Below are 24,965 nucleotides of genomic sequence, written 5' to 3'. Positions count from 1 at the left end.
ACAATCAATTCTTTGTTACTGAACAAATGATTTTCTTATGACGCAAACGGTAGATGTCGAGTGGCTCAGCCATCAAATAGACGATGCTTCGGTAAAGGGAATAACGCTTACCGCCTCATCCTTAATTCGGGACGGCCAAATTGCTGTTGGCATGCAAATGCCTGCGGTGCGCGAACTGGCGGAGCGGCTGGGCGTCAGTCCGGCAACCGTTTCTGCTGCCTGGGCGCAACTGAAGAAGCAGAAAGTGCTGGCGGGTAAAGGACGCAGTGGCGTGTGGGTGTGTGGCAACAGCGTACTGCCACGCCCCATCCGCTTTGAGAAGATTGGTAACTACGGCGAGAACATCAGGGCGGCGCTGGCGATGGCGTCACCCGATCCGGCGTTGCTGCCCGATCTTAAACGGGCGATCCTCGCGGGGATTGCCTCGCCTGAGTTAAACAGCTATCAGCGCGAAGCGATCTCCCCACAATTGCAAGCGGCCATCAGTCCACGCTGGCCCTATCCGGCGGAAGCCTGGTTAGCCACTGATGGCGGTTTTGATGCCATGAACCTGATTGTGCAGACGCTGTTGTCGCCGGGCGATCGGGTGGTGATTGAAAATCCCACGGCCACCCGTTTGCTGGATATGCTGGAAAATATCGGCGCAGAAATTTTGCCGCTGCCCTGTGATGATCAGGGGCCGATACCCACGGCGCTGGCCACACATCTGCAAAAATCACCGGCGATGTTTATCTATCAGCCGCGCACGCATTCGGCCACCGGCTACAGCGTGACACAGCGACGCAGTGCCGAGTTAGCAAGGGTGCTGGCGAACAGTACCACGATGATTGTCGAGGATGATGGCATTGGCGATCTGTCGCGCTGGCCGGCCTGGAGCCTGGGTTTTCACTTCCCGGAACGGGTCATCCACGTGCACTCATTCTCCAAAGCCTACGGCCCGGATCTGCGCCTGGCGGCGTTATCCGCGACGGCAGACATGGTGAAACGCTTACAGTCGTGGCGTAACTTCGGCGTCAGCTGGACCAGCCGTATCTTGCAGGATGCGGTGGCATGGATGCTCACCGATGAGGCCACACAGCAGAGCATTCAACAGGCGAAGACCGTTTACGCGCAGCGTCGCCAGCAGTTACTGGCGGCACTGGCAAAACGCGGAGTGGTACTGGAAGAGCGAGATGGGTTGAGCGTACAGATCCCGGTGGAATCAGAGCAGTACGCCATGATCACCCTGGCAGCACGCGGCATCGCTGTACTGCCGGGAGAACGCTGTTGCCTCAACGGCGAGCCCTTTATTCGCGTCAGTGCTTCGCTGCTCCCGTTCGATCAGCTTGAAAGCATTGCTGACGCGCTGGTCATCGCCACCGGGCGTGAACTTAAAGCGAGCCCAGATCTTTGATGTGATAACGCGGAGATTCCACATAGCCTTCACGCGAGTAGAACTGGTTGGCTTTAAGGCGGGAAGCGTGACAATGCACTTCCATGCGATCGCAGCCCCGTTCACGCGCTAGCTGTTCGGCATGACTGAGCAGCTGTTGGCCACTGCCTTTACTGCGCTCGCCTTCCGCAATGCAAAAATAGCTGATGCGGGCGAAATCACCGGGCAGCGCCAGTTGGGGGATAAAGTGCAAAGAGAGAAATCCCAGAACCTGATTACCGTGTTCTGCCACCAATAAAATTTCGTCGGGATGGCTGCATAACTGCGCCAGACGTGTATCAATAAACTTTTCTGTGCCGCTGTAACCCAGTTCGGTTAACAGCGCACTCAGGGCAAAACTGTCTTTTGCCAGTGCCTGACGTATATTCATCCTGCCTCCTCATGAGTCCTTGCATGCAGTTATATAGCGTTGTTGCGTAAAAAGCTGCAAGTAAGGATTGTTATGAGAATGTTACTGCCAGGTTCTGTGAAATACGCCGCAGAATGTGCCCTGTCATCAGACTGTCATCACGGCTTAAGGTTGGCTTAACCTGGCTTTGCGATGCTGAGTGAAATACACCTCTGGGGCGCGCACATGAAAAACCTGATTCCACGTAGCTACAATGAAGTGATGGCGCTTTTCGTCGCCATGGCGGCCGTGTTGGGCTATTCCCTGACCTGGTGGCACATGTAAAAAGGACAAAAAAAACCCGCCATTAGGCGGGTTTTCAAAATTCTAACTGTTAACTTACAGAGCGATAACGTTAGCAGCAGATGGGCCTTTAGCGCCGTCAGTGATTTCGAACTCTACACGCTGACCTTCAGCCAGAGTTTTGAAACCATTGCTCATGATTGCAGAGAAGTGTACGAATACATCTTTGCTGCCATCTTCTGGAGTAATGAAACCGAAGCCTTTCGACTCATTAAACCACTTAACGTTACCTTTGATCTTGGACATCTATATTACCTTTACATGAAAAATGGACACTAAACTGTGTCGGCATCTAGTACAGCAATTGCGGTGACATTTGTCCAGTGAGAATTGATGAAAAAGTGATAAATATTGATTTTTTGCATCCCCTTCACACTTTTTGACGCTTTTCACACGCTAAAACTGGAATCTCAGCCAGGCAAAATAGACGTTGCCGTTATTATAAGTCCCTGGAATATAAGTCATTTGGAAAGTGGCTGGCCCATATCCTATTGATGCTAATGGCAAAACCAGTGGAACCGGGATATAGCGCCAGTTATCTCTCGCGGTGACGCCCGCGGTGTAGCCTGCACCGATGTGGAAATTCTGGTCGTTCAATGGCCGCCAGGTCGCTTCCCAGCCATAGCCAGCGATAGGCTCCCATTTGTTGAACGAGTCTTTGAACACCATGGCATAGAGCCCATGCCAGTTGCCTTTCTCATCCCAACGAGAGACACCGCCACCTGCACCCCACGGCCGCTCGTTATACTTTTCGATATGCTCGTCATCATAGGTCCAGCGGTTATGCCAGGTGATAGCGGGCAGGTAAAAGTCATGATGCTGTGGCTGCGACCAGGTTTGCTCAACATTGGTGCTAAATGTGTTCCATCCCGCCTCAATGGCTTGCGATGTTGTGACTGCTGATGCCGAAAACGTCATGGGTAACGTCAAAATTCCGCCCAAAAGTGCGGATAAAATGTGCCGATTCACAAAAAAATCCTATTAAGTCATCTCTTAAATTCGCCCCCAGTAAAAAGGCGCATTCGGTGAGTGGGCGATTATTAGCGTAACAACTTAAAACGATATCTAAAAAGGCGGCTAAAAACTCCAGGGATAGTCTGTGTTACACCATTATTTTCCGATGATTTAGATTAGGTTGTGGTTTTTCTATAGAAAGAAATATCCCGGACGTCAGGAAAAATGCACATTAAATGCACTCTCTGCGTGATAATCACCCAGAGAGACAACTTAATTTTCAGTAACTTAACGACAATCATTTACATCAGAAATAAATTAATTAAATTTATGAATTGAACTCTGAGGGCGAATAAGATAAATCTCATCTTTCCAGGATGGAGAGGGAGGAACATTGAAATGACGATTCGCTGTCGACGCTGCGGCTGCGCTAAATTTTATTTCACATTGCCGAAAGTGGAAGAGGATAGAAATAACCCACACCATGGTGCGTGTTGCGCGGGTTGTGATAAACCGATTGACTGGCGGGACTTGATTCCGGCAATGCTGACATTGAGCGAATTTGCCGCGTCCCGGGCAGAATAAAGAATTCAGGCACCTCAGGTGCCTGTTCATGCTAAAAAATCAGTTTGAATACACCCGTAATCGTCAGTAATCCCACGATAAAAATGATGGCAATAATCCACAGAATTATTTTCATTGTTCGCTCCTTCAGTGATGAAAAATAACGCGCCTGTTATCCAGTATAGATGATCATTCTGCGTTCGCTGTGCAGTGCGAGCACTGTCACGCATGGTGATGAGCGTTGCCTTCCGTTCAGTTTTATTTCTGCGAGACGGGTCGCATGTCGCGATTTTATCTCTCTCTCCCGCTGCGCACCGCCGGCTCGTGCTGTCTAAACTTACAGCGCCTCTAGCAGGCCTCAATTGTTATCACTGCCTACGTAACAAGGAGATCTTATGAGCACGATTAATACCAGCATGGGGCGTTACAGCCTGAAGGCAAAGGATTACGGCAACCACATCAGTGGCAGCATTGCTATTAATGATGAGGGTGGCACCCAACTCACCATGCAAGAGTTTGAAGAGCATTACCTTGACGATGTCGTCAACAATGTCATTTATCCGGTCACGGGTGGGAACCGTGAAATTACCCGCGCGTTGCGCGATCAGATGGTGAAAGCGGGCTTTGAACAGCCGCATTGAGTTTTTGGGCCACAGATTGTGGCCCTTTGCTTTTGATAACACTCACTTGCGGTAATGATAGCTTTAAGCGCAGGATGCATTATCGAACATGACAAGGAGATTGACCGCGTGAGTGCCCTTTACCGACTTCCCCCTTCCCAGTTACATCAATTTGTTCAGGCCATTTGGTTACATGCCGGCAGCAGCGCCGAAGAGTCACGTTTAGTGGCTGACCATCTGGTGGCCGCCAATCTGGCCGGTCACGATTCACACGGTGTAGGAATGATCCCGAGCTATATGAGCTCACTGAAGCAGGGATTCCTGCAACTGAACCAGCACACCACCATTGAAAAGGATGCCGGTGCGGTGCTCACCCTGCACGGACATAACGGCTTTGGTCAGGTGGCGGCACATCAGGCGATGCAGTTGGGTATTGAGCGTGCAGCGAAGCTGGGTATCGCTGCAGTCGGCTTACACCATTCCCACCATATTGGTCGTATCGGTCATTGGGCGGAACAGTGCGCAGCGGCAGGATTCGTCTCTTTCCATTTCGTCAACGTGATGGGTGATCCGATGGTTGCGCCCTTTAACGGTAGCGACCGTCGTTTTGGCACCAACCCCTTCTGTGCCATCTTCCCACGCCAAAATGCCAAACCGCTGCTGCTCGATTTCGCTACCAGCGGGATTGCCTACGGCAAAACACGCGTGGCATGGAACAAAGGGCAACAGGTCGCGCCCGGTTATCTGATCGATCATCAGGGGCAACCCACCACCGAACCCGGCGTGATGCATCAGGCACCTTATGGCTCGCTGATGCCCTTCGGTCTGCACAAAGGTTACGCGCTGGCCACGATGTGCGAAATTCTGGGCGGTGCGCTTTCCGGTGGTCGCACCACGCACGATGCCACGCTGGTCAGCAGCCATGACGCCATTTTCAACTGCATGACCACCATCATCGTTAATCCCGAAGCGTTTGATGCCCCGGCGATGCAGGAAGAAGCAGAATCGTTCCTCGAATGGGTAAAACGCTCGCCACAAAGCGGCGATGCACCGATTCAGGTGCCAGGTGAATGGGAAGAACAGAATCGTATCGAACGCGATCGCGAGGGGATTCCGCTCGACAGCAACAGTTGGGAACAGATTTGTGCAGCGGCATTACAAGCGGGCATGTCCGATGAAGAGCTGGCGGCCTTCCGCGCGCTGGCGCAGTAGACCCCAGTAATAAGAAAGCTGAGGCACATCGCCTCAGCTGATTTCCTTCAGATCACGTTAGCCAGCAGCAAACAGCCGACCAAACCACACACCGAAATAATGGTTTCCAGCGCGGACCAGGAGCGGATGGTTTCACCGATGGTCAGGTTGAAGTATTCCTTGAACAGCCAGAAGCCCGGATCGTTGACGTGAGAGAAGATCACGCTGCCGGAACCCACGGCAATCACCATCAGCTCCGGGCTGGCACCGCTGGTGGCAATCAGTGGTGCAACGATCCCGCCGGCGGTAATCGCCGCCACGGTGGCTGAACCCAATGCGATACGCAACACCGCCGCGATGGACCACGCCATAAAGATCGGTGATACATTGGTCTCGTGCATCATACCCGCGATGTATTTATCAACGCCGCTGTCCACCAGCACCTGCTTGAACGCCCCGCCGCCACCAATGATCAACAGCATCATGGCGATGATTTTGATCGAGTCGGTGATGGTGCCCATCACTTCATCCATGCTACGTCCACGGTTCAGACCAAAGGTGAAGATGGCGATCAGTACCGCAATCAGCGTTGCCATAATCGGGTCACCAAAGAACTCCGCATACGGCAACAACAGATGCCCTTTCGGCAACACCATCTCCGCCACGGCACGCAAGGCCATCAGCACTACCGGCACTAACGCCGTCCAGACGCTGACGCCAAAGCCGGGCATTTCCGCTTCGGTAAAGGTTTTCGGGTTCCACAAACCTTCAGGAATCGGTTTGTCGATGCCTTTCAGGAAGCGCGCATACACCGGGCCCGCCAGAATCACGGTCGGAATACCCAGCAGAGTGCCATACAGCAGCGTTTTACCCATATCGGCGTTGAACAGCGTCGCAATCGCCGTTGGACCTGGATGCGGAGGCAGGAAACCGTGCGTCACCGACAATGCCGCAGCCATCGGCACGCCGACGTACAACAGCGGCACACGCGCCGACGCCGCGATGCTGAACACCAGCGGCAGCATCAACACAAAGCCCACTTCATAGAACAGCGCGAAGCCCACCGTGAAGCCGGTTAAGACCAGCGCCCACTGAATGTGTTTTTGACCAAATTTAGCAATCAGCGTGGTGGCAATACGCTGGGCACCGCCGCAGTCAGCCAGCAGTTTTCCCAACATCGCGCCAAAGCCCATGATCAGCGCCAGACTACCAAGTGTGCCGCCCACGCCGGTTTTGATCGATCCAATCACTTTGTTGACGGGCATACCCTGCATCATGCCCACCGCCAGCGCGACCAGGATCAGCGCAATAAATCCGTTCAGCTTGAAGCGAATCATTAACAGCAGCAGTAAGGCTACGCCAATCGCCACATAGAGTAATGGCATAATTTTTCTCCACTTTTGCGCACGACAGCATGTCGGCAGCGGTTTGTTTTGTTGATCCCAAAGGACAGTCGATTCGGTGACATCGCTGAGAGGCACGCGGTCTGTCGCACAATGTTACGGGTATCATGTTAAGGGTAACATTGCGCACAAAGCATCAGCCGTGCGGGGGGAATTTCTGTTTTGCGAAGGTGATCAACTTTTTGCCAGGCAGTTATCAGAATGTTTGCAGCGGGGGCGTCACCGCTTTTGGTTACACTAAGGTCTTTATGCCCTTCAAAAAAAGGATCTGCAGGTGAGTGAGAATCTGATCGAGTTGTACAGTAATCAACAAACCCTGTTTGGACGTGGCAGTATTGACCGATTATTGCCGCTGCTAGCTGCCCATCCCCAACCGACGTTGCTGTTTTGTGGCCGCTCTTTCCTCAACGGTCCCGCCTGGCAAAGACTGGGCGCGGCACTCAATGACCAGATTCTGGGCTATGAAATTGTCAGCCATGAAGCCTCGCCCGATGAAATTGATGCCTGGGTGAATCGCTGGCGCGGCCATGTGGATCGCGTGGTAGCGATCGGCGGCGGCAGCGTGCTGGATGCGGCTAAAGCTTTCAGCGCCATGATGCAGCATCCGCTCAACACCGCACGCTACCTGGAGAAAGTGGGTGATACGCCGGTTCAGGCGATCACTCTGCCGCTGATCGCCATTCCCACCACTGCGGGAACGGGCAGTGAGGCGACGCAAAACGCCGTGGTGACCGATCAGCAGCATATTCAGGTGAAAGCCTCGTTGCGCCATCCGGTGTTTGTGCCACAGGTGGCGATTCTGGATGCCGATTTGCTCAAGGGCACACCGGATAGCGTACTGGCCACCTGCGCCATTGATGCCTTTACCCACCTGTTTGAAGCGTATCTGTCGCGCAAAGGCAATCTGTTTACCCAACAAACGGCGCTGAATGGGCTGCGGCTGTTCTTTCAGGCGTGGCCAAACCTGAATCGTGACGATGCACATGGTGATGAAGCGCGAGAAGCGATGATGATGGCTTCCTGGCTGGGCGGTGTCTGCCTGAGCAGTGCGGGATTGGGCGTGATTCATGGGATTGCCGGTGAACTGGGCGCCATCAAACCTTTCCATCACGGAGAAGTGTGTGGACGTTTGCTGTTCCCATTCCTCGATGTGCTGGCGGAAACCGAACACGCCGAACAGAAGCGTTTGATGACACAGCTGGGGCAAGCATTGTTACCGGACGATCCGGCGCCGCCCGCGCTGGCGCTCAAAGCCTGGTTGCAGGCGCATGCGATTGTGCCGTTCTGGCAGGATGGGCCGACCTTGAGCGCCACCGACGTTGACTGGATTGTCGCGCGCGCCAACAGTAAAAACGGCTGGGTCAGTTACGATGCCCCCACCCTCACCGAGATGATTACTGCGGCCTGGCACGTTGCATAACATCGGTTGATTTAGACGGTGCGGGCGCGCCAAAGCACACCCGCACAACATGACTTTCCCGCCACTTTACAGCGCAATGTCGTGCCGCTTCATCTCGCCGCACCTGCATACGCCCCGCGCATCGGCAAAGCAAACAATGAATTAAGTGTCAGATGACGCTCAGAGGCTAAACGGCGGTTTGCCCGCCAGCATCTGTTCAATCACCTGCAGCACACCCTCTTCATTGTTGCTGGGCGCTTCATAGCGTGCGGCATCTTTCACTTTTTGCGGTGCATTCGCCATGGCGAAGCTAAAGCCCGATTGCTGCAACATCTCCAGATCGTTACCGCCATCGCCAAACACCAAAATCTCGCTGCGATCGATGCCCCAGCGTTTGCCGAGCAGATCGAGCCCATGCCCTTTGTGATTGCCAGGCACAATCAGATCCACAGATCCGTGGCCGCTGGAGGTCGCTGCGGCCGAACCCTGATGCAGGCGTTCGATATCGGCCATTAATGGTTCAACATAATCATCGGAAAGATTGAGGGCGAACTTGAAGAGTTTGTCATCCGCGACCTCATCGAGGCTGCGAATCGGCTTCAGACGATGGCAGTAGTGGCGCATCTTCACCAGCCAGCTCTCGTCGAGACCTTCGAAGTAGTAAGCACTTTCACGTCCGCAGAGGATATAACGCAGTTCCGGGTAGTGCCCGTTGTGCAGGGTGTCGAGTACCGCATCGATATCGTCACGGCTGAATGCGCCGCAGAACAGCTCTTCATCGCGATCGATGATCCATGCACCGTTTTCGGCGACGAAGGCAATTTCGCTGGAGATATCGGGGAAGAAGGATTTGAGTTGGTAATACTGATTGCCACTGGCGACCACAAATTTGATGCCGCGCCGTTTCATCTCTTCATAACAAGCCTGAAAACGAGCCCGGTTGTACTGCTTTTTATCGTCGAGAAAGGTGCCGTCCTTGTCTACTGCCACCATTTTTACCACGGTCATCATGACTCCTTAGCGCGTTGTAGGGAAAAAAGGGTCGCATAGAGAATAACCTGGTGAGGGCAGAAAGCAGAGAGAAACACGGATGGCCGTAGCCATCCGTGGGGGAGATTAGTTAAATGCGCCGTTCAGCAGCAGCGAGGTGATCACGCCAGTGGCGGCAGCAATCAGGACGTAATTGCCGTCAATGTAAGACCAGTACTCACCGCGCGGCGGCTCTGGCAAACGGCGTTCACGCCAGTCATCTACACGATAGTGCGGGCCACGGAATTCTGGCGGCATCGGGTGACCGCGACGGAAGTCATGGCCGTTCCAGGCGAAGTGATCGCCGTCATGGTGTCCATCTGGGCCACGATGGTCGGCATAACGGTCATGGTGATCCGGGCCACGGTCCGGGCCATGGTTGTAGCCATGATCGGGGCCGCGATCGCCGCCATGGTCAGGGCCACGCCCATGATCCTGATGCTGGTCGCCGCCGTGCTGCTGCCAGCGCTGGTCGCCCGGGCCATCTGCCCAGGAGACGGAAGAAAACAGTGTGCTGCATGCAATAAGTGACGCAATAAGACTTAATGTTGTTTTTTTCATGATGTTGCCTCCAATGATAACGGCAGTTACTGCGCCGTCGAGAGACACTATTCACCAATCAAAAGCAAAAGAGGATTTCCAAAACTCTTAAAAACCGCAGACTTACATTAAATTACTACAAATTATCGATTTCTTAACGGTTGTGTCTTTTCTGACATTATCTGGTCTTAAAGTCAGCGGATTCATACTACAGCGGAGAGGAAAGAAACCCGATCGCGAGGATCGGGTGGAGAATGCTATTTCCATAAATTGCATAAAGCGGGTAAACCCTAAAGTTGAGGGTAAAACTGAAGCACACAACGCCACATCACTAGCATTGCGGATAAACAATACCATTTTAAAATGCAAAATTCTTTTAAAAACCCCTGCTTTTCGGAAAAAACCGTAAAAATAAAATGGCGCAGAAAAATAATCTGCTGTGCGAGGGATCTGATGCACAAATAAGGTCTGTGCTCTGACCAGAATAGCGGTTTGATAAATTTCGCACCGTCGTGGTGATAGAAACGAACCTGCCCCCAACGATAACCACACAACCACCAGGCGATAAAACACTGCTAAATCAATACCATTCCCTTCAACCTGCGTCGGCAAACCCTTTCATTAATCAGACTTCAGCGTTATTCATCAATTTACCCGGCATTAATACGTTAGAATCCTGCAGCACCTCGATTAATTCACAATCGTGATTAATATCGCGCTAAATATAGCGCAGGCTTTACCTCGCTTAATGGATTTTTATTTCAACTTCGATATCAGCGTTAGAATATTACGTTACCGCTTCGATTTATTTCCGAAGGATGGAGTCATGGAAAGAATATTAGTCAGTGCCTGCCTGATGGGATTGACGGTTCGTTATAATGGCAGCGATAAGTTGCTCATCTCTCGCACACTGGCGCGGTGGCGCGCCGAACATCGTCTGGTGATCCACTGCCCCGAGTTAGCGGCAGGCCTGAACACCCCGCGATTGCCCGCTGAAATTCGTGGCGGTAATGCTGAACAGGTTCTCAAGGGTGAGGCGAAAATTATCGAATCAAACGGCGATGATGTCACTCAGCACTATGTGCTGGCCGCCTGGCTGGCGTTGCGCGCCGCGCAGGAGGCGCAGTGTCGTTTTGCCCTGCTCACCGATGGCAGCCCAACCTGTGGCAGTCGGCAGATTTATGATGGCCACTTCAGCGGCGAAAAAATTGCAGGCAATGGGGTGGCCGCCGCCCTGCTGCGCCAGCATGGCATCGAAGTCTTCAACGAAGCGCAGCTTGACGAACTCATTCAGCGTGTCGCGGAAGCCGACAAATGACGCGTGGTCGAAGCCGGATGGCGTGCTAACGCCGCCGCCGGACGCACCGGACGGCGCACCAGCTCACCCTCACAGTTCGGGCAACGATGATTCAGCGTGGTTTCCACGCACTCGACACAAAAGGTACATTCGAACGAGCAGATGCGCGCATCGGGTGAGTCCGGCGGTAAGTCTTTATCACAGCATTCGCAGTTGGGACGCAGTTCCAGCATGGTTCATCTCCAGTCAGATTTTTCACCATCATCACCGCGATTCAATCCTTGCACCAGCCCGCTTGCAGACATCAGCAGGACAAATCGGGACATCCGATGTCCACACGCGTGGCCTAAAAGCATTACATTCCGCTAATCACGTTCTATAGTTCAATCGCCACGTTTACTCACGAGACAATTGAATGCGTATTAAAGGACTTAACTTCGGCTTCTTTGTTGTTATTTTGGCGATAGTCACCTACGCCTTTTTTGATGTGCTGACACCATACTTCTCTGCCATTTTTTGGGCAGCCATTCTGGCGGTGATCTTCCATCCGCTGAAGTCATTGCTGCGCCGCAAAATGGGCGATCGTAACGGGCTCGCTGCCTTTGCCACTCTGGCAATCATCTGCCTGATCGTGTTCACGCCATTAGCGATTATCACCTCGTCGATGGTAGTTGAAGTCAATACTGTGTACACCAAACTGCAGAACAGCTCGTCACAGTTCCCGACGGTGTTTGCCGAATTAATGCAGCACTTACCGAACTGGGCGCAGAGTTATCTCGCGGAACACAACCTCAACAATGCCGGCCAGATTCAGCAGAAACTGTCTGAATTTGCCCTCAAAGGCGGCCAATACATGGCAGGCAGCGTGTTCATGATCGGTAAAGGAACGTTCACCTTTACGGTTGGCTTCGGCGTGATGCTGTATCTGCTGTTCTTCCTGTTGAAGGATGGCCCATGGCTGGTGAATCTGATACTGGAAGCACTGCCGCTCTCTACCTACGTGAAGCATCACCTGATGGTGAAATTTGCCGCCGTCTCACGCGCTACCGTCAAAGGCACGGTGGTGGTCGCGGTGGTTCAGGGCGTGTTGGGCGGTCTTGCCTTCTGGTTCACCGGCATTGACGGCAGCTTGCTGTGGGGTGCGTTGATGGCGTTCCTGTCGCTGATCCCGGCGGTCGGTTCCGCCATCGTTTGGGTGCCTGCGGCAATCTTCTTCTTCGCCACCAGCGCGATATGGAAAGGTCTGTTCCTGGTCGGCTTCTTTGTGGTGATCGTCGGTCTGGTAGACAACATTTTACGTCCGCTGCTGGTCGGAAAAGACACCAAAATGCCTGACTACTTGATCCTGATCTCGACGCTGGGCGGCATGGAAGTTTACGGTATCAATGGCTTTGTGATCGGCCCGTTGATTGCCGCGCTGTTTATCGCCTGCTGGAACCTGCTCTCCGGGCGCGACAACCGCGACAATGTCGAGGTAATCGACGAAGAAGTGATTGAAGAGGGGAAATCGCGCGAGTAAGGCCTTTCCCTGTCAGGCGGTTGCTGCACACGGCAACCGCCCGTTTACCGGAGAACTGCATCGATGTACCAGGGTTGGTTAAAATCTTTCGCGCCGCTAGCGCAGGCGCTTATTTTGCTCGCATGTCTGACCCTTGTGCTGTTTGGGCTGCGCCTTGGTGCGCCGCTGATCAACCAGGTGCTGCTGGCGATATTTCTTGCCGTGATGCTCGATCCGCTGATTAGCCGCCTGGCGCGACGCGGCATCCCACGTACGCTCTCTTCTCTGCTGGTGATTGTGATTTTGCTGCTGCTGATCGTCATCACCATCATGTCACTTAGCGCCTCCGCGCCCGACCTGATCAAACTCAGCCGTCAGGCACCCAATCTGGTAGCAGCCAAGCTGCAATACCTGACGCTCTCTCTGAGCCAGATGGGCATTGCCCTCACCGCCGATGAGATGCTGAATTTTGTCGATGCCGGTGCGGTGGTGCGCTTTGTCACCTATCAACTGTCGTTAATCCCCGGCCTGCTTTCGTGGTGGCTGATGGTGTTCCTGATGCTGCTGTTTATGCTGATTGAGCTGCCGCTGCTGAAACGCACCCTGCGCGCCAGTAAACAGCACACTGCGCTGTTTATCGCTTTGGAAGAAGGGATTCAGAGTGTGATTGTTTATGCGCGGGTGAAAACGTTGACCGGCCTGCTGGGCGGCGTGATTGTCTGGGGCATGGCGCATCTGCTGGGATTGAAGTTCGCCTTTTTGTGGGGCGTGCTGATGTTTATCTTCAACTACATTCCGGTGCTCGGTTCCTTTCTCGCGGCCATTCCGCCGGTGATCCAAACCTTTATCCTGTTCGATACTCAAACCAGCCTGATGATGGTGGGATTCTTTGTGGTGCTGAACCTGCTGCTCAGTTCGGTGCTGGAACCGCTGATGCTCGGCAAGCGCCTCAATCTCACCCTGACCGTGCAGCTGCTGGCCTTCCTGTTCTGGCAAGCGCTACTCGGCATGACCGGTGCGATACTGGCGATTCCTCTCACCTTCTTGCTGAAAAAAGTCTGGCTGGCACTGCGCCAGCCAGAGTGAGTTATCGGGCGACGCGCCAGCCGCGCGTCAGATGCTTCTCAATTTCCACCAGCACAAATATCCCGGCGCTGACTGCCAGCGAAATAAACCAATATTTAATCGGCAGCGGCTCGGTGCCAAACAGCGTATTCATCAGCGGCAGATAGATAATCATCGCCTGCAGCGCCACCAGCACCAGCGTTACCAGCCAGATACCGCGATTTTTCAGCAAGCCAGCATCCAGTGAGAAGCCATTGCTGTTGCGGCAGTTGAGCATGTACGCCCACTGAGCAGTCACCAGCATCTGCAGCAGCACCGTACGGATAAACTCCGGCGAGTAACCGCGCGGCTGCAGCCAGGCTTCCAGCACAAAGGCGCTAATCGAGATCAGCAGCCCGACGAAAATCACTCGCCAGATGGCGTAACCATCCATCACATGGCTGCGCACGTTACGTGGCGGCCGACGCATGATATTGCGCTCGGCGGCTTCAAATGCCAGCCCAAATGACAGGGTCGCCGAGGTCGCCATGTTCATCCAGAGAATCTGCACCGGCGTCAGCGGTAATAGATTGCCCATCAGAATGGCGATGATGATCAACAGCCCCTGCGCGAGGTTGGTCGGCATCACAAACAGGATAGTTTTCTTCAGGTTATCGTAAACGCGACGCCCCTCTTTCACCGCCGCCGCGATAGTCGCAAAGTTATCATCCGCCAGAATCATATCCGCCGACTCTTTGGTCACCTCGGTGCCTTTGATGCCCATGGCGATGCCGACATTGGCCTGTTTCAGCGCAGGGGCATCATTCACCCCATCGCCGGTCATCCCGACAATCTCCCCACTCTCTGCCAGCGCTTTCACCAGACGCAGCTTATGTTCCGGGCTGGTGCGTGCGAAAATGTCGTACTCACGAGCCGCTTTGCCCAGTTCCGCATCATCCATGTGCTCCAGCTGATAACCGGTGACGGCGCTGTCACTGTTGCCGATGCCTAACATCTGACCGATGGCCATCGCCGTTTCCGGGTGATCGCCGGTGATCATTTTGACGCGAATCCCGGCCTGCTGGCAGTCGCGTATGGCGGTAATCGCTTCCGGACGCGGCGGATCCATCATGCACGCCAGACCCAGCATCATCATGCCCTCGCGCAGTTCGGCGTGATCGATCTGCTGTCGGCCTTCCGGTAGCCAGCGCCAGGCGGCGGCCACGGTGCGCAGCCCTTCGCTGGCATAAGTGGTGATTGCGGCGTTCCAGTAATCGCGATCCAGCGCTTCGGCACCCTGCGCGCCCTGCTGCTGCTGGCACAGCGCAAGCAGCACATCCGGTGCGCCCGTCAGTAACAGGCACGCTTTGCCATCAATCAGGCAACTCACGGCCATGTATTTGTAGGCCGAGTCAAACGGCAGCTTGCTCAGCACCTGCACACTTGCCGAATTGATGCCTGCTTTCGCCGCCAGCACCTTGAGCGCGCCCTCGGTGGGGCCACCGACAATCCCCCAGTGCCCCTGATTATCCTGCCTCAGTTGGCTCTCGTTGCAGATATCTACCGTCTGTAAAAAGCCGTTGAGCAGCGCCTCATCACGCTGGCCGCTTTCCAGATGGAACTCCCCTTTCGGCTCATAGCTGTTGCCACTGATGCGCCAGTGACTGTTCGCCAGCACAAGCGCTTTCACCGTCATTTCGTTCATGGTGAGCGTGCCGGTTTTATCGGAGCAGATCACTGACATGGCACCGAGGGTTTCGACCGTTGGCAGCTTGCGAATAATGGCGTGATTGCGCGCCATCGACTGCACGCCAAGTGAGAGAATGATCGATATAATCGCCGGTAACCCCTCTGGCACCGCCGCCACCGCCAGACTGATCACCGCCAGCAGCAGTTCCGCCAGCGGGATGTCGCGCAGCAGATAACCGAACACGAACAGCGCGGCCATCATCAGCAAAATGATATAGAAAATCGCCTTACCGAGTTTTTCAATCTGCACCAGCAACGGCGTTTTTGCTTCTTCGATGGAGGAGATCATCGCGTTGATGTGCCCCAACTCGGTATCACCGCCAGTGGCGATCACCACACCTGCGGCAGTGCCAGAACTCACCGTGGTGCCGGAATAAACCAGATTCAGCCGATCGCCGAGCGACTTTTCGCCTTCCAGCGCATCGCTTAATTTGGACACCACCGTGGATTCCCCAGTGAGGATGGCTTCTTCTACCCGCAAATTGTGCACGTCGAACAAACGCAGATCGGCAGGGATCTTGTCGCCAGGACGCAGTAACACCACGTCACCGACCACCAGCTCTTCGGTCGGTACCGTCATCTGCCGTCCATCGCGCAATACCATCGCTTCGTTCGACAGCATGTTCTGAATGCTTTTCAATGACTTCTCGGCGTTACTTTCCTGGATAAATCCAATCAGTGCATTGATGACAGCAACGCCGAGAATGACAAAGGTATCCACCCAGTGGCCCATCACCGCGGTAATCAGCGCTGCCGCCAGCAGGATGTAGATCAGCACATCTTTAAAGTGCGCCAGAAAGCGCATCAGCAGTGATTTTTCGGCTTTCTGTGGCAGCACGTTGCGCCCGTTAGCCGCCAGACGCGCCCTCGCCTCTTCGGTCTGCAAGCCACTGGGCGAACTGTTTAAGCGGATAAAAGCGCTGGCACTGTCGAGCTGATATAAGGGCCGATCAGATGAATCCGATCGATCTGGACGGAAAGGAACAACGGTCATATTTCACCCCGTGCGGTTGACAATAAAATGAAAAAAGGAGAGTAAAACAAAAGCCCAGTTTAATATTATTAATCTTTACCGAGATGACCGGGGTCATGTTTTAGTTAATTAGACCGTTAATTAACATCGCCAATAATCATTCAGTGTTGAATTAATCACACTCTGGAAATCAGAGGTGATAATGCTTTATTTACCGATAAAAAATCACAACAAAAACATAAATTTAATCAATTAAAACAGCGCGTTATAAAAATTTCACTTGTTTATTTATGCAAGGTTACTTACTGGCATGACTATTAGTTCAGTGACATTTTATGACGTTACTCTTAGGATCACATAAATAACTTTACCTTCAGGTAAAATTAAACCCAATCTAAACAAGGTCACACTTCGTCTTTCCGACGCGAGACTCTGATTTCTCGTCTCGCCCCGATAAGACCACTACCTGCACACCTTAACATTTACCCACAGTGAAAACTTTTTACTGTTTTACGTCGAACTTATCACCTCAACGCCCAGTGACATCACTGAATTTAAACGACTCATCGCATAATTAGAAAGCTGATTAAAAACCATAGTAATTATATAAATAACACGTCAGGTCATGATATTTATTGCATCAGGAAAACCTTACAAAATAATTATTTGCGCCATTTAAACTTTACTCTTAAAATCTGCTAACCAATAAAACCAATCCTTATGAATATTCCATTCACCGCAATAAACAGGACAGCCATATGAAGGAAGTTCTTATCGTTGATGACCATCCGGTGGTTCGGATGGCATTAAGACTGCTGCTTGAAACGGACAACATGAATGTGGTGGGCGAAACGGATGACGGATTTGAAGCATTAGCGCTCACCAAGAAACTGTCGCCGGATTTGATCATCGTGGATATCGATATGCCTTCTTACAACGGCATCGATCTGGTACAGAGGCTGCGCCACAACGGCTTTAACGGCGGCATTCTGGTGCTGACCGGCAAGGACGTTGACCACTACATCAAGCGCAGCGCCACTGCGGGTGCCGATGGTTTTATTAGCAAGCGCAATAACATGACCGAATTGCACGATGCCATTCGCGCGATTAATGCCGGATATGGCTTCTTTCCTTTAAATCGCCGACGTCAGGGTTTACCGGATGATATTCAGGAAGACAAAAATAAAATTGCCGGCCTCTCCAGTAAAGAATTGCAGGTGCTGGTGTATTTATCCAAAGGAATGAAAGTGGTGGAAATGGCACAGCGGATGAAAATCAGTGATAAAACGGTAAGTACTTACAAACGCCGATTAATGGAAAAGCTCGACATTCAAAATATGGTCGGCCTTTACGAGTTTGCCAAACGCAATAATATCGCCTGACAGAGTGATGGTTAAATTACTCCTCCTGATTGGCCTGATGCTCTGCCTGATGAGCCAGCCAGTCAGGGCTGAAGATCCCCGCATCATGCAGTTGGTCAGCCGTGAACAAAATGTCCTGCTGACCTTTGATCTCCCCGACAACGACTGGCGCTGGCTGGGCGAAAAGCGCGAAGTCAGCGTTGCGATTTACGCGCCTGAAAATCCGCCGTTCGATATGGTGATCGATGCCAACACGCTGGAAGGGATCTCCGCAGACTACACCGCTTTAGTTCTGCATTATCTGGGTTTGCACATCAACACGCACTATTACAGCAGTCGCAGTGCGGCGCTTGACGCCCTGCAGCAAGGCAAGGTCGATATGCTGGTGGACAGCGCGGGCAGCCCGGAACCTACTGCGGCAGAGCTATTATTGAGTACTGCGTTTGCCTCTGATTACCCTGCGATGGTGTCACGCGATAACATCATGTCTGAAATGAGTGATGATAATTCGCCGATGCAAATCGCCATGCCGCGCGGCTACCTGAGCGATGCCTGGATCGAGGCGCGCTATCCGGAAGCAAAAATCACTCGCTATCCTTCTGCGCTCAGCGCGCTGGCGTCATTAGCCTTTGGCGAAAACGACTACTTTATTGGCAATCTCAACACCGCCAACTACCTGATTGAACGCAACTACGCCTCAACGCTTTCCGTGATACGCATTTTTGAGCCCACCGATGCCGGACCGCGCTTTGTGTTGCCCATCCGCAATGCGCCACTGTTTCGGGGCGTCAATGCGGTGCTGAATGCCATTCCCTTGCAGCAGCACAAAGCCATCTTCCATCAATGGGTGCAAAGCATGCCGCCGATGATGGCGGCGCCGCCTCTGCAACTCACCGACCGTGAGCGGCGCTGGCTGGCTCAGCATCAGACGCTGCGCGTGGTGATGAACCCGCTCGATGCGCCTTTCACGTTGAAAGATCGGCACAACAAATTTAACGGCATGACCGCGGATTTACTGCGCCTGATCCACCTGCGCACCGGTATCGACTTCACCATGATCGAAGCCTCTTCCGTCAACGCAATGTTCGACCGGCTCAGCCGCCATGAAGTTGAGCTGGTTGGCTCGCTGGCCCACAGCCCGCAGCGTGAAGCGCGCGCCCTCTTCTCCCGCCCTTACGTGCTGCCGCCGTATGTGCTGGTGAGCAAAAACACGCTGGGTGCGCCCAAATCACTCAATGACACCGACACGCTGGCGATTACGCCCCAGCATGAGCTCATCGGCTGGCTGAAGGAAAATTTCCCCCACATCAAGTTGGTCACCGTTGAGAACGCCAGTATTGCACTACAGATGGTGAATGAAGGTCGGGTGGATAGCGCGGTGAATAACCTGATTGCCGCGCGCTACATGATCGATCGCTACTTCAGCAATCGCCTGCAGATTGTCTCACGCCTCGGGGAAAATCCCGCGCGGATTGCCTTTGCCGTGGGGCGCGATAATCCGGAACTGCTAAGCATCCTGAACAAGGTGCTGGCGACCATCCCGCCGCGCGATATCTCGCTGCTGGCGATGAAATGGCAGGGCACGCCCGATGTCAAACTCGACACCTGGATGGCCTATCGACACGAGTTTTACGGGCTGGCGGGGATCTTCGCGGTGCTGGTGATCACCTCACTGTTCTGGAACTACCATCTGCATCGCGCGGTGCGTCAGCGTAAAGAGGCGCAGGCGCGACTGCAGGAACAAGCCACCTTCCAGAAAATCCTGTTCAACGGCACGCCGGTGCCGATTTACGTCATTGACCACAAAGGCGAGATGACCAACAAAAATCCGGCCTGGAGCCAGTTCTTCAACGATGCACACTCCAATATCAGCCAATTGCCGCTCAGTGACAGCGCGCATCCGTTGCACGCTATTTGCCAGGCGCAAATGGCCTTACTGGCGGAACAAACGTCAATGGAGATGACACCACAGCGCGGCCAGATCGATAACGGCCACGAACTGCGTGATGTCATCCACCGCGCGGTGGCGTTTCGCGATAATCACGGCAACCTCGCCGGGATGATTTGCAGCTGGCAGGATGTGACGGAACATGAACAACTGACCCGCGATCTGCTGCAGGCCAGCGAGCGCGCCGAACAGGCTAACCGCACCAAAAGCACCTTCCTCGCCACCATGAGCCACGAAATCCGCACGCCGATCAGCGCGATTATTGGCTTGCTGGAGCTGGCGGTCGCCAATCGCCTGCAACAACCGTGCGATAAAGAGTCGGTGCGCGTCGCCTATGAATCCGCGCAATCGCTGATGGGGCTGATTGGCGATATCCTCGACATGGCGAAAATCGAATCGGGCAAGCTGGAGCTGTCGCCGGAATGGGTGCGCTTCGATACCCTGGCCGAACCGGTGGTGCGCGTGTTTGAAGGGCTGGCGCGCCAGAAAGGATTGCTGCTGCACTATCAGATTGATGTGCTACATCCGGACGAACTGCTGCTGGATCCGATGCGTCTGCGGCAAATCCTTTCCAACCTGATCAGCAACGCCATCAAATTCACCGAGCGCGGCACGGTCGAAGTGCAGGTGCGCAGCAAACCCGGCGAAGGCGATCGCGCCACGCTGGAACTCACGGTGCAGGATACCGGCATCGGCATCAGCGAAGAGGATCAGCAGCTGATATTCAATCCTTACGAACAATCCGCATCGGGCAAAAAACAGAGCGGCACCGGACTCGGATTAGCGATTTGTGAACAAATGGTGGCGATGATGGCGGGCAGCCTGACGCTGCACAGCCAACCGGGACGCGGCACGCGCATCTGCGTGCGTATCCCGGTGGATTGTCGTGAAGCGGTGAGCGCGCCGGTGGAACCGATACGCCAGCAAGATGCCTGTGGCCTGCCGTTAACCATCCTGACGGTGGATGATCATCCTGCCAACCGCCTGCTGCTGAAACGCCAGCTCACCCGACTGGGACACAAAGTGATCGAAGCCGAGGATGGCGAACAGGCGCTGTGGCTGTGGCAGGAAAACCAGATTGATTTGGTGATCACCGATTGCAGCATGCCGGTAATGGATGGCTTCACCCTGACGCGCGAACTGCGTAAAAAACAGCGTGAACCGCTCACCATTATGGGACTGACCGCCAACGCGCAGCCAGAAGAGCGATCGCGCTGCCTGGAAGCGGGCATGGATGACTGCCTGTTCAAACCGTTGCGCCTGCCGCAGCTGGAAGCACTGCTGCAAAGGGTGCCGCGCCCTGCTGTTGTGCACTATCCCGGCCATGTCGCGCTGAATCATCTGCTCGATCTTAACGCCCTGCGCGAACTGGCTCATCAGGACAACGAGATGCTGCAGCGCCTGCTCAGCGCCACCCGCGATGAGAATCTGCAGGATATGCAGGTGGCCTGCGCCTGTTTCGACAATCGCGACTGGCCCGCGCTGGAGCGCAGCCTGCACCGTCTGGCAGGTTCAGTGCAGATCATCGGCGCCATATCGATTGCCGATCAGTGCCGCGAATTAGAGCAAGCCTGTAGCGCCCCAGTCGATGAACGCCATCTCGGCCAGATGCTCGATGAAACGCTGGGCTGCGTGCAAGTGTTGAATCAGGCAATCGAAACCTTTCTCAAAGACGAGTTCAGCGCATGAACTGCCGAGCGTCTCAATCCAGATTGTGCCGCTGGGCAAAATCGAGCACATCCACCAGATTCTTTAACTCCAGCTTCATCATCAGCCGGCTTTTATAGGTGCTGACGGTCTTATCGCTGATGTTCATGCCTCGCGCGATATCCACCACTTTCTCGCCGCGCGCCAGCTGACGCAATACATTCAGCTCTTTGGGCGACAGTTCGTCAATTTTGCGCTGGTCGCTGTTTTCATCCTCAAGATGCAAGCCCTGACGCGCACAATTCATCGGGAAAAAGGCATATCCTTTGCTGATAGCGCGAATCGCATCTCTCAGCTCGGTTAACTCTTTGCATTTGCTCATAAATCCGTTGGCACCCGCCGTGGCGCAGCGGCGGATATAGTGCTCGCTGTCTTTGCCGGAGAGCACCAGAATGCCTCTCTTGTGCCCGCTCTGGCGCACACGCTTGATGACATCGATACCGTTGAGCACCGGGATATCGATATCAATAATCACTAAATCCGGCTGCAGTTTTTTCACAAACTTTATAGCCCGAATGCCATCGCCCACTTCACCTACGACTACCCGATTATCTTCTTCAATCAGTATCTTGAGCGCTAATCGCGTGATTGGATGATCGTCAACAATCAGTACCTTTTCCATTTTTCACCCCGTCCCGCGCATTGACCGATAAAGTAGAGCGGCTGGGTGAATTGACTTGCGTCATTAACCGTCAGGCATCAGCGCCAAATTGACTCTTCCTTGTCTCGCCAGCCACCACTCTCCGAAAACGATCCCTTAACGGTTATATCGGTGGATGTGGGGATCGCTAAAATAAATGCGTGTTTGAAGGGAACAGGGTATGGATTTTATCTCTGTCGGATGGCGTGGCAGCTCCAGGCTTTCAGCCCGTTTCATCTTCGTCTTACAACAGGTGCAGGAATGGATGACAACATTTAACAAGTCAGAGACTTGCAATTACGTCATAGATATCTTCCATCAATCTTGATCAACAAGTATTTTGCGAGCATTATCAAAATTATTTGTCTGATAGTGAAATCAATGGCTTCCATCAAAACTCTGCAACAGGCAATCACTAACATCACAATCTGGCGTAAAGGCGACCAACGTGCTCCGCATAAGCCGTTGCTGCTGTTGTATGTATTAGCGGGGTATCAAAATGGCCATGAGCGCCTATTTGATTACGGTTCAGAAATAAGGGACAACCTGCATAGCCTCTTGGAACGATTTGGACCTCAGCGCGCCCAATACCGACCTGATATGCCATTTTGGCGCTTGCAGGGTGATGGATTTTGGGAACTCAGAAATGCGGAACTTTGTTCCACATCAGGTACAAGCAGACAACCACCTGCGGGAGAATTGGTTGAACATCATGTTGCGGGTGGTTTTGACCAGCAGCATTACACTCTTTTGATAAAGAGTAAGACCTTAATCAACTCTTTAGCTGAGCAAATCCTCAAAGCACATTTTACTGAAAGCATTCAGGAAGAACTGGCCGACGAGCTAGGATTTAATCTCTTGGAAATTCGTAAACAGCGAGATCCTTTGTTTCGGCAGCAAGTATTACGTGCTTATAACTACCAGTGCGCGATCTGTGGTTTCAATATGCGACATGATAGTGCCTCAATTGCGCTTGAAGCTGCTCATATTAAGTGGAAGCAGCATGGAGGTCCATGTGAGATCGCAAATGGTATAGCGCTCTGCGCAATCCATCATAAAGCATTTGATAAAGGTTCTATTGGCGTGGATGAAGATATGCGGATTCAAATATCTTCTGCGGTAAATGGCAATAGCATTGTATCCAGACTTTTTTGGGACTTCTCAGGAAATCAAATCAATCTCCCCATGCAGAAAGAAAATCATCCACAAGCTAGTTTCATTGCGTGGCATACAAGAGAAATATTTAGGAAGTAATTCAAATACAATTTGATGGTGGTGAATATGGCTTTCCCAAGTTATAAAGAGATCGAAATACCCTTGCTTTTAAATATCTATAACCAAGGTGGTGAAGTAAATCCTTCATCATGTTATGAGCCTCTGGGGAAGGCGCTTGGCCTCTCAAATGAAGAAATGAACGAGTTGATACCTGATGATAGTAACCGTTCTCAATGGAAAAACATGGTCCAATGGGCGAAAAGAAAACTTGTTGACTACAAATACATCTACAATGTAAACGAATCAGGCCGTGGCATTTGGAAGCTCACTCCAGAGGGCATCAGAAAAGCTGAATCGCTTTCTATTACAGTAGATATTATTTATCCAGATGATGTTTCAGAAACCTTTTATGAAGGTGCAGTAAAACAGATCAAGGTTAACAAATACGAACGAAGTAAAACAGCTAGAGATAAATGTATAGACTATTACGGCTGTCAATGTAGCGTGTGTAATATGGACTTTAAGGACGTGTATGGTGAAATCGGTAAGGACTACATACACGTCCATCATATTACTCCTCTTTCTGAGATAGGAGAGCGTTACAAATTGGATCCAATAAAGGACCTTCGTCCTGTCTGCCCTAATTGTCATGCAATGATCCATAGACAGAAACCATCACTCACTATTGAAGAACTGAAGGCTTTAAAGGACCGTGTAAATATTAAAAAACGAATATTAACTTCAGGGAAAATTGAGAATTGAGAATTGAGAATTGAGAATTGAGAATTGAGAATTGAGAATTGAGAATTGAGAATTGAGAATTGAGAATTGAGAATTGAGAATTGAGAATTGAGAATTGAGAATTGAGAATTGAGAATTTAATTACATACTCAGAACAGGTTATAATTCAACAAAAACATTGAGACTCTCTTGTAAGAAAGTTAGAATCCCTTAGAGTTTTTATATTAAACACAAACATAAGGAAATGAGTTCAATTAAATCTTAACACACCCGTTTTAGTTCCACGCAATTTTTTAGATCTCCGTTTTTTTTCAGCTATCAGCCGGCACTCTTCCGGCATCAGATTATTCAGGGATTCATTAGGCCGCTCGCTGTTATATTCCGTCAGCCAGCGCGCTGTAATTTACCGCGCTTCATTCAGGGTCCTGAACAGGTAAACCAAAATTTCTGACCGGTACGTCCGGCTAAACCGTTAGATAGAGGCATTCTGTATTGGCTTACCTGGCTTGATAAAATCCAGTGTCATCCCGTGTTCTTCTGTCCATTGAGCCAAGGCCAGCGATACCAGTTCCGGCCCGTTATCCATCCTCATCTTTAGCGGATATCCACGGTTTACCACCATACTGTCCAATACCCGTGTCATTCTCTGAGCCGGAATATTCAGATCGATTTCTATCGCCAGTGCTTCACGGTTAAAATCATCATGAAGCCGCAAAATCCAGCAGAATCAGAATCTAAAACGGGATAGCTGAGCGCGGCGAGACAGCCGCAGATGCTGGGCCGATACGGTTCTGTCAGTAAACTGTCTAACCGGCAACAATCACCCACCAGAAACTCGTCTGTGGAGTTGCCCCCGCTAAAACGGACACGGTTAATTTATAGCTAGTAGCGAACTTCTGTATTCCCTTGGTGACTGCATTTTCAGCCCTTTATGGGGATGCCAGTTATTATAGTCTTCCATCCATTCTG

Annotated in this window: 22 protein-coding genes and 1 pseudogene; 11 read left to right on the top strand and 12 right to left on the bottom strand. The window is 52.3% G+C overall.

What is annotated here, in order from left to right; translation table 11 throughout:
• Positions 1-37 precede the first annotated feature (37 nt).
• Positions 38-1,393 carry an aminotransferase-like domain-containing protein gene (locus F3J37_RS08600; RefSeq protein ID WP_058960809.1) on the top strand — a complete coding sequence of 452 codons (1,356 nt, stop codon included), beginning with the start codon at positions 38-40 and terminating at the stop codon, positions 1,391-1,393.
• Here the strand turns inward: F3J37_RS08600 and F3J37_RS08595 are convergent.
• From F3J37_RS08595 to F3J37_RS28625, 4 genes are all read right to left on the bottom strand, one after another.
• Positions 1,371-1,802, bottom strand: coding sequence for a GNAT family N-acetyltransferase (locus F3J37_RS08595; RefSeq protein WP_034829026.1), 432 nt, complete (start codon positions 1,800-1,802; stop codon positions 1,371-1,373). The genes F3J37_RS08600 and F3J37_RS08595 overlap by 23 nt on opposite strands.
• A gap of 357 nt (positions 1,803-2,159) precedes the next feature.
• Positions 2,160-2,369 carry a transcription antiterminator/RNA stability regulator CspE gene (gene cspE, locus F3J37_RS08590; RefSeq protein ID WP_034829024.1) on the bottom strand — a complete coding sequence of 70 codons (210 nt, stop codon included), beginning with the start codon at positions 2,367-2,369 and terminating at the stop codon, positions 2,160-2,162.
• A 150-nt stretch (positions 2,370-2,519) separates the two neighbouring features.
• On the bottom strand, positions 2,520-3,092 hold the full coding sequence (gene pagP / locus F3J37_RS08585) for a lipid IV(A) palmitoyltransferase PagP (RefSeq protein WP_034829022.1): 573 nt from the start codon (positions 3,090-3,092) through the stop codon (positions 2,520-2,522).
• A gap of 601 nt (positions 3,093-3,693) precedes the next feature.
• Positions 3,694-3,777, bottom strand: coding sequence for a small membrane protein YohP (locus tag F3J37_RS28625; RefSeq protein ID WP_017346848.1), 84 nt, complete (start codon positions 3,775-3,777; stop codon positions 3,694-3,696).
• Between the two features lie 259 nt (positions 3,778-4,036).
• Between F3J37_RS28625 and F3J37_RS08580 the strand changes: the two genes are divergently transcribed.
• Complete coding sequence (locus F3J37_RS08580) at positions 4,037-4,282, top strand: hypothetical protein (protein WP_008103719.1); 246 nt, start codon at positions 4,037-4,039, stop codon at positions 4,280-4,282.
• 108 nt (positions 4,283-4,390) lie between these two features.
• On the top strand, positions 4,391-5,473 hold the full coding sequence (locus F3J37_RS08575) for a malate/lactate/ureidoglycolate dehydrogenase (RefSeq protein WP_058960811.1): 1,083 nt from the start codon (positions 4,391-4,393) through the stop codon (positions 5,471-5,473).
• Between the two features lie 47 nt (positions 5,474-5,520).
• Here F3J37_RS08575 and gntT read toward each other — a convergent pair whose 3' ends face one another.
• Positions 5,521-6,837 carry a gluconate transporter gene (gene gntT, locus F3J37_RS08570; RefSeq protein ID WP_166933005.1) on the bottom strand — a complete coding sequence of 439 codons (1,317 nt, stop codon included), beginning with the start codon at positions 6,835-6,837 and terminating at the stop codon, positions 5,521-5,523.
• A gap of 292 nt (positions 6,838-7,129) precedes the next feature.
• Here gntT and F3J37_RS08565 point away from each other — a divergent pair, with 292 nt between their 5' ends.
• A complete protein-coding gene (locus tag F3J37_RS08565) occupies positions 7,130-8,275 on the top strand; it encodes an iron-containing alcohol dehydrogenase (protein WP_166933003.1) in 1,146 nt (381 codons plus the stop codon).
• A gap of 159 nt (positions 8,276-8,434) precedes the next feature.
• Here the strand turns inward: F3J37_RS08565 and F3J37_RS08560 are convergent, their stop codons facing one another.
• The 3 genes from F3J37_RS08560 to F3J37_RS08550 form a co-directional block, all read right to left on the bottom strand.
• The gene (locus tag F3J37_RS08560; RefSeq protein ID WP_097117446.1) at positions 8,435-9,262 is read right to left on the bottom strand and encodes a Cof-type HAD-IIB family hydrolase; all 828 of its coding nucleotides are present in this window, start codon (positions 9,260-9,262) and stop codon (positions 8,435-8,437) included.
• 108 nt (positions 9,263-9,370) lie between these two features.
• Positions 9,371-9,844 carry an RcnB family protein gene (locus F3J37_RS08555; RefSeq protein ID WP_034828301.1) on the bottom strand — a complete coding sequence of 158 codons (474 nt, stop codon included), beginning with the start codon at positions 9,842-9,844 and terminating at the stop codon, positions 9,371-9,373.
• A gap of 102 nt (positions 9,845-9,946) precedes the next feature.
• On the bottom strand, positions 9,947-10,435 hold the full coding sequence (locus F3J37_RS08550) for a hypothetical protein (RefSeq protein ID WP_166933001.1): 489 nt from the start codon (positions 10,433-10,435) through the stop codon (positions 9,947-9,949).
• Positions 10,436-10,649: 214 nt separating this feature from the next.
• Here F3J37_RS08550 and F3J37_RS08545 point away from each other — a divergent pair, with 214 nt between their 5' ends.
• Complete coding sequence (locus F3J37_RS08545) at positions 10,650-11,141, top strand: 2-thiouracil desulfurase family protein (protein ID WP_166932999.1); 492 nt, start codon at positions 10,650-10,652, stop codon at positions 11,139-11,141.
• Here F3J37_RS08545 and F3J37_RS08540 read toward each other — a convergent pair.
• Positions 11,114-11,353: a DUF1272 domain-containing protein gene (locus tag F3J37_RS08540; protein ID WP_058960815.1), complete on the bottom strand. Its 240-nt coding sequence runs from the start codon at positions 11,351-11,353 to the stop codon at positions 11,114-11,116. The genes F3J37_RS08545 and F3J37_RS08540 overlap by 28 nt on opposite strands.
• Before the next feature lie 182 nt (positions 11,354-11,535).
• Between F3J37_RS08540 and F3J37_RS08535 the strand changes: the two genes are divergently transcribed.
• Both F3J37_RS08535 and F3J37_RS08530 read left to right on the top strand, forming a co-directional pair.
• The gene (locus tag F3J37_RS08535; protein ID WP_166932997.1) at positions 11,536-12,639 is read left to right on the top strand and encodes an AI-2E family transporter; all 1,104 of its coding nucleotides are present in this window, start codon (positions 11,536-11,538) and stop codon (positions 12,637-12,639) included.
• 63 nt (positions 12,640-12,702) lie between these two features.
• Complete coding sequence (locus F3J37_RS08530; protein WP_034828294.1) at positions 12,703-13,704, top strand: AI-2E family transporter; 1,002 nt, start codon at positions 12,703-12,705, stop codon at positions 13,702-13,704.
• Position 13,705: 1 nt separating this feature from the next.
• Here F3J37_RS08530 and F3J37_RS08525 read toward each other — a convergent pair whose 3' ends face one another.
• The gene (locus F3J37_RS08525; RefSeq protein ID WP_166932995.1) at positions 13,706-16,405 is read right to left on the bottom strand and encodes a cation-transporting P-type ATPase; all 2,700 of its coding nucleotides are present in this window, start codon (positions 16,403-16,405) and stop codon (positions 13,706-13,708) included.
• Positions 16,406-17,142: 737 nt separating this feature from the next.
• Here F3J37_RS08525 and F3J37_RS08520 point away from each other — a divergent pair.
• Both F3J37_RS08520 and F3J37_RS08515 read left to right on the top strand, forming a co-directional pair.
• Positions 17,143-17,766 carry a response regulator gene (locus tag F3J37_RS08520; RefSeq protein WP_034828290.1) on the top strand — a complete coding sequence of 208 codons (624 nt, stop codon included), beginning with the start codon at positions 17,143-17,145 and terminating at the stop codon, positions 17,764-17,766.
• Between the two features lie 7 nt (positions 17,767-17,773).
• On the top strand, positions 17,774-21,382 hold the full coding sequence (locus F3J37_RS08515) for an ATP-binding protein (protein ID WP_166932993.1): 3,609 nt from the start codon (positions 17,774-17,776) through the stop codon (positions 21,380-21,382).
• A gap of 13 nt (positions 21,383-21,395) precedes the next feature.
• On the opposite strand, the gene F3J37_RS08510 is transcribed toward F3J37_RS08515, so the two are convergent.
• Positions 21,396-22,022, bottom strand: a complete 627-nt coding sequence (locus tag F3J37_RS08510) for a response regulator (RefSeq protein ID WP_166932991.1) — start codon at positions 22,020-22,022, stop codon at positions 21,396-21,398.
• A 399-nt stretch (positions 22,023-22,421) separates the two neighbouring features.
• Between F3J37_RS08510 and F3J37_RS08505 the strand changes: the two genes are divergently transcribed.
• Together F3J37_RS08505 and F3J37_RS08500 are read left to right on the top strand one after the other, a co-directional pair.
• Positions 22,422-23,294, top strand: a complete 873-nt coding sequence (locus F3J37_RS08505; protein WP_166932989.1) for a phosphorothioated DNA-binding restriction endonuclease — start codon at positions 22,422-22,424, stop codon at positions 23,292-23,294.
• 27 nt (positions 23,295-23,321) lie between these two features.
• Complete coding sequence (locus F3J37_RS08500) at positions 23,322-24,017, top strand: winged helix-turn-helix domain-containing protein (RefSeq protein ID WP_240154085.1); 696 nt, start codon at positions 23,322-23,324, stop codon at positions 24,015-24,017.
• Positions 24,018-24,246: 229 nt separating this feature from the next.
• Here F3J37_RS08500 and F3J37_RS08495 read toward each other — a convergent pair.
• Positions 24,247-24,699: pseudogene (locus F3J37_RS08495) on the bottom strand (integrase core domain-containing protein); the annotation flags it as partial.
• Positions 24,700-24,965 lie beyond the last annotated feature (266 nt).

The organism is Candidatus Pantoea communis (genome assembly GCF_011752685.1).
Lineage (GTDB): Bacteria > Pseudomonadota > Gammaproteobacteria > Enterobacterales > Enterobacteriaceae > Pantoea > Pantoea communis.
The sequence above is the reverse complement of the archived record's forward strand: the minus strand, read 5'-3'. Positions and strand labels throughout refer to the sequence as shown.

Excerpts from the sequence above, each read along its gene's own strand:
- F3J37_RS08600 (WP_058960809.1), top strand. The coding sequence starts at position 38 with ATGACGCAAACGGTAGATGTCGAGTGGCTCAGCCATCAAATAGACGAT.
- F3J37_RS08595 (WP_034829026.1), bottom strand. The coding sequence starts at position 1,802 with ATGAATATACGTCAGGCACTGGCAAAAGACAGTTTTGCCCTGAGTGCG.
- cspE (WP_034829024.1), bottom strand. The coding sequence starts at position 2,369 with ATGTCCAAGATCAAAGGTAACGTTAAGTGGTTTAATGAGTCGAAAGGC.
- F3J37_RS28625 (WP_017346848.1), bottom strand. The coding sequence starts at position 3,777 with ATGAAAATAATTCTGTGGATTATTGCCATCATTTTTATCGTGGGATTA.
- F3J37_RS08580 (WP_008103719.1), top strand. The coding sequence starts at position 4,037 with ATGAGCACGATTAATACCAGCATGGGGCGTTACAGCCTGAAGGCAAAG.
- gntT (WP_166933005.1), bottom strand. The coding sequence starts at position 6,837 with ATGCCATTACTCTATGTGGCGATTGGCGTAGCCTTACTGCTGCTGTTA.
- F3J37_RS08560 (WP_097117446.1), bottom strand. The coding sequence starts at position 9,262 with ATGACCGTGGTAAAAATGGTGGCAGTAGACAAGGACGGCACCTTTCTC.
- F3J37_RS08555 (WP_034828301.1), bottom strand. The coding sequence starts at position 9,844 with ATGAAAAAAACAACATTAAGTCTTATTGCGTCACTTATTGCATGCAGC.
- F3J37_RS08545 (WP_166932999.1), top strand. The coding sequence starts at position 10,650 with ATGGAAAGAATATTAGTCAGTGCCTGCCTGATGGGATTGACGGTTCGT.
- F3J37_RS08540 (WP_058960815.1), bottom strand. The coding sequence starts at position 11,353 with ATGCTGGAACTGCGTCCCAACTGCGAATGCTGTGATAAAGACTTACCG.
- F3J37_RS08535 (WP_166932997.1), top strand. The coding sequence starts at position 11,536 with ATGCGTATTAAAGGACTTAACTTCGGCTTCTTTGTTGTTATTTTGGCG.
- F3J37_RS08530 (WP_034828294.1), top strand. The coding sequence starts at position 12,703 with ATGTACCAGGGTTGGTTAAAATCTTTCGCGCCGCTAGCGCAGGCGCTT.
- F3J37_RS08525 (WP_166932995.1), bottom strand. The coding sequence starts at position 16,405 with ATGACCGTTGTTCCTTTCCGTCCAGATCGATCGGATTCATCTGATCGG.
- F3J37_RS08520 (WP_034828290.1), top strand. The coding sequence starts at position 17,143 with ATGAAGGAAGTTCTTATCGTTGATGACCATCCGGTGGTTCGGATGGCA.
- F3J37_RS08515 (WP_166932993.1), top strand. The coding sequence starts at position 17,774 with ATGGTTAAATTACTCCTCCTGATTGGCCTGATGCTCTGCCTGATGAGC.
- F3J37_RS08510 (WP_166932991.1), bottom strand. The coding sequence starts at position 22,022 with ATGGAAAAGGTACTGATTGTTGACGATCATCCAATCACGCGATTAGCG.
- F3J37_RS08505 (WP_166932989.1), top strand. The coding sequence starts at position 22,422 with ATGGCTTCCATCAAAACTCTGCAACAGGCAATCACTAACATCACAATC.
- F3J37_RS08500 (WP_240154085.1), top strand. The coding sequence starts at position 23,322 with ATGGCTTTCCCAAGTTATAAAGAGATCGAAATACCCTTGCTTTTAAAT.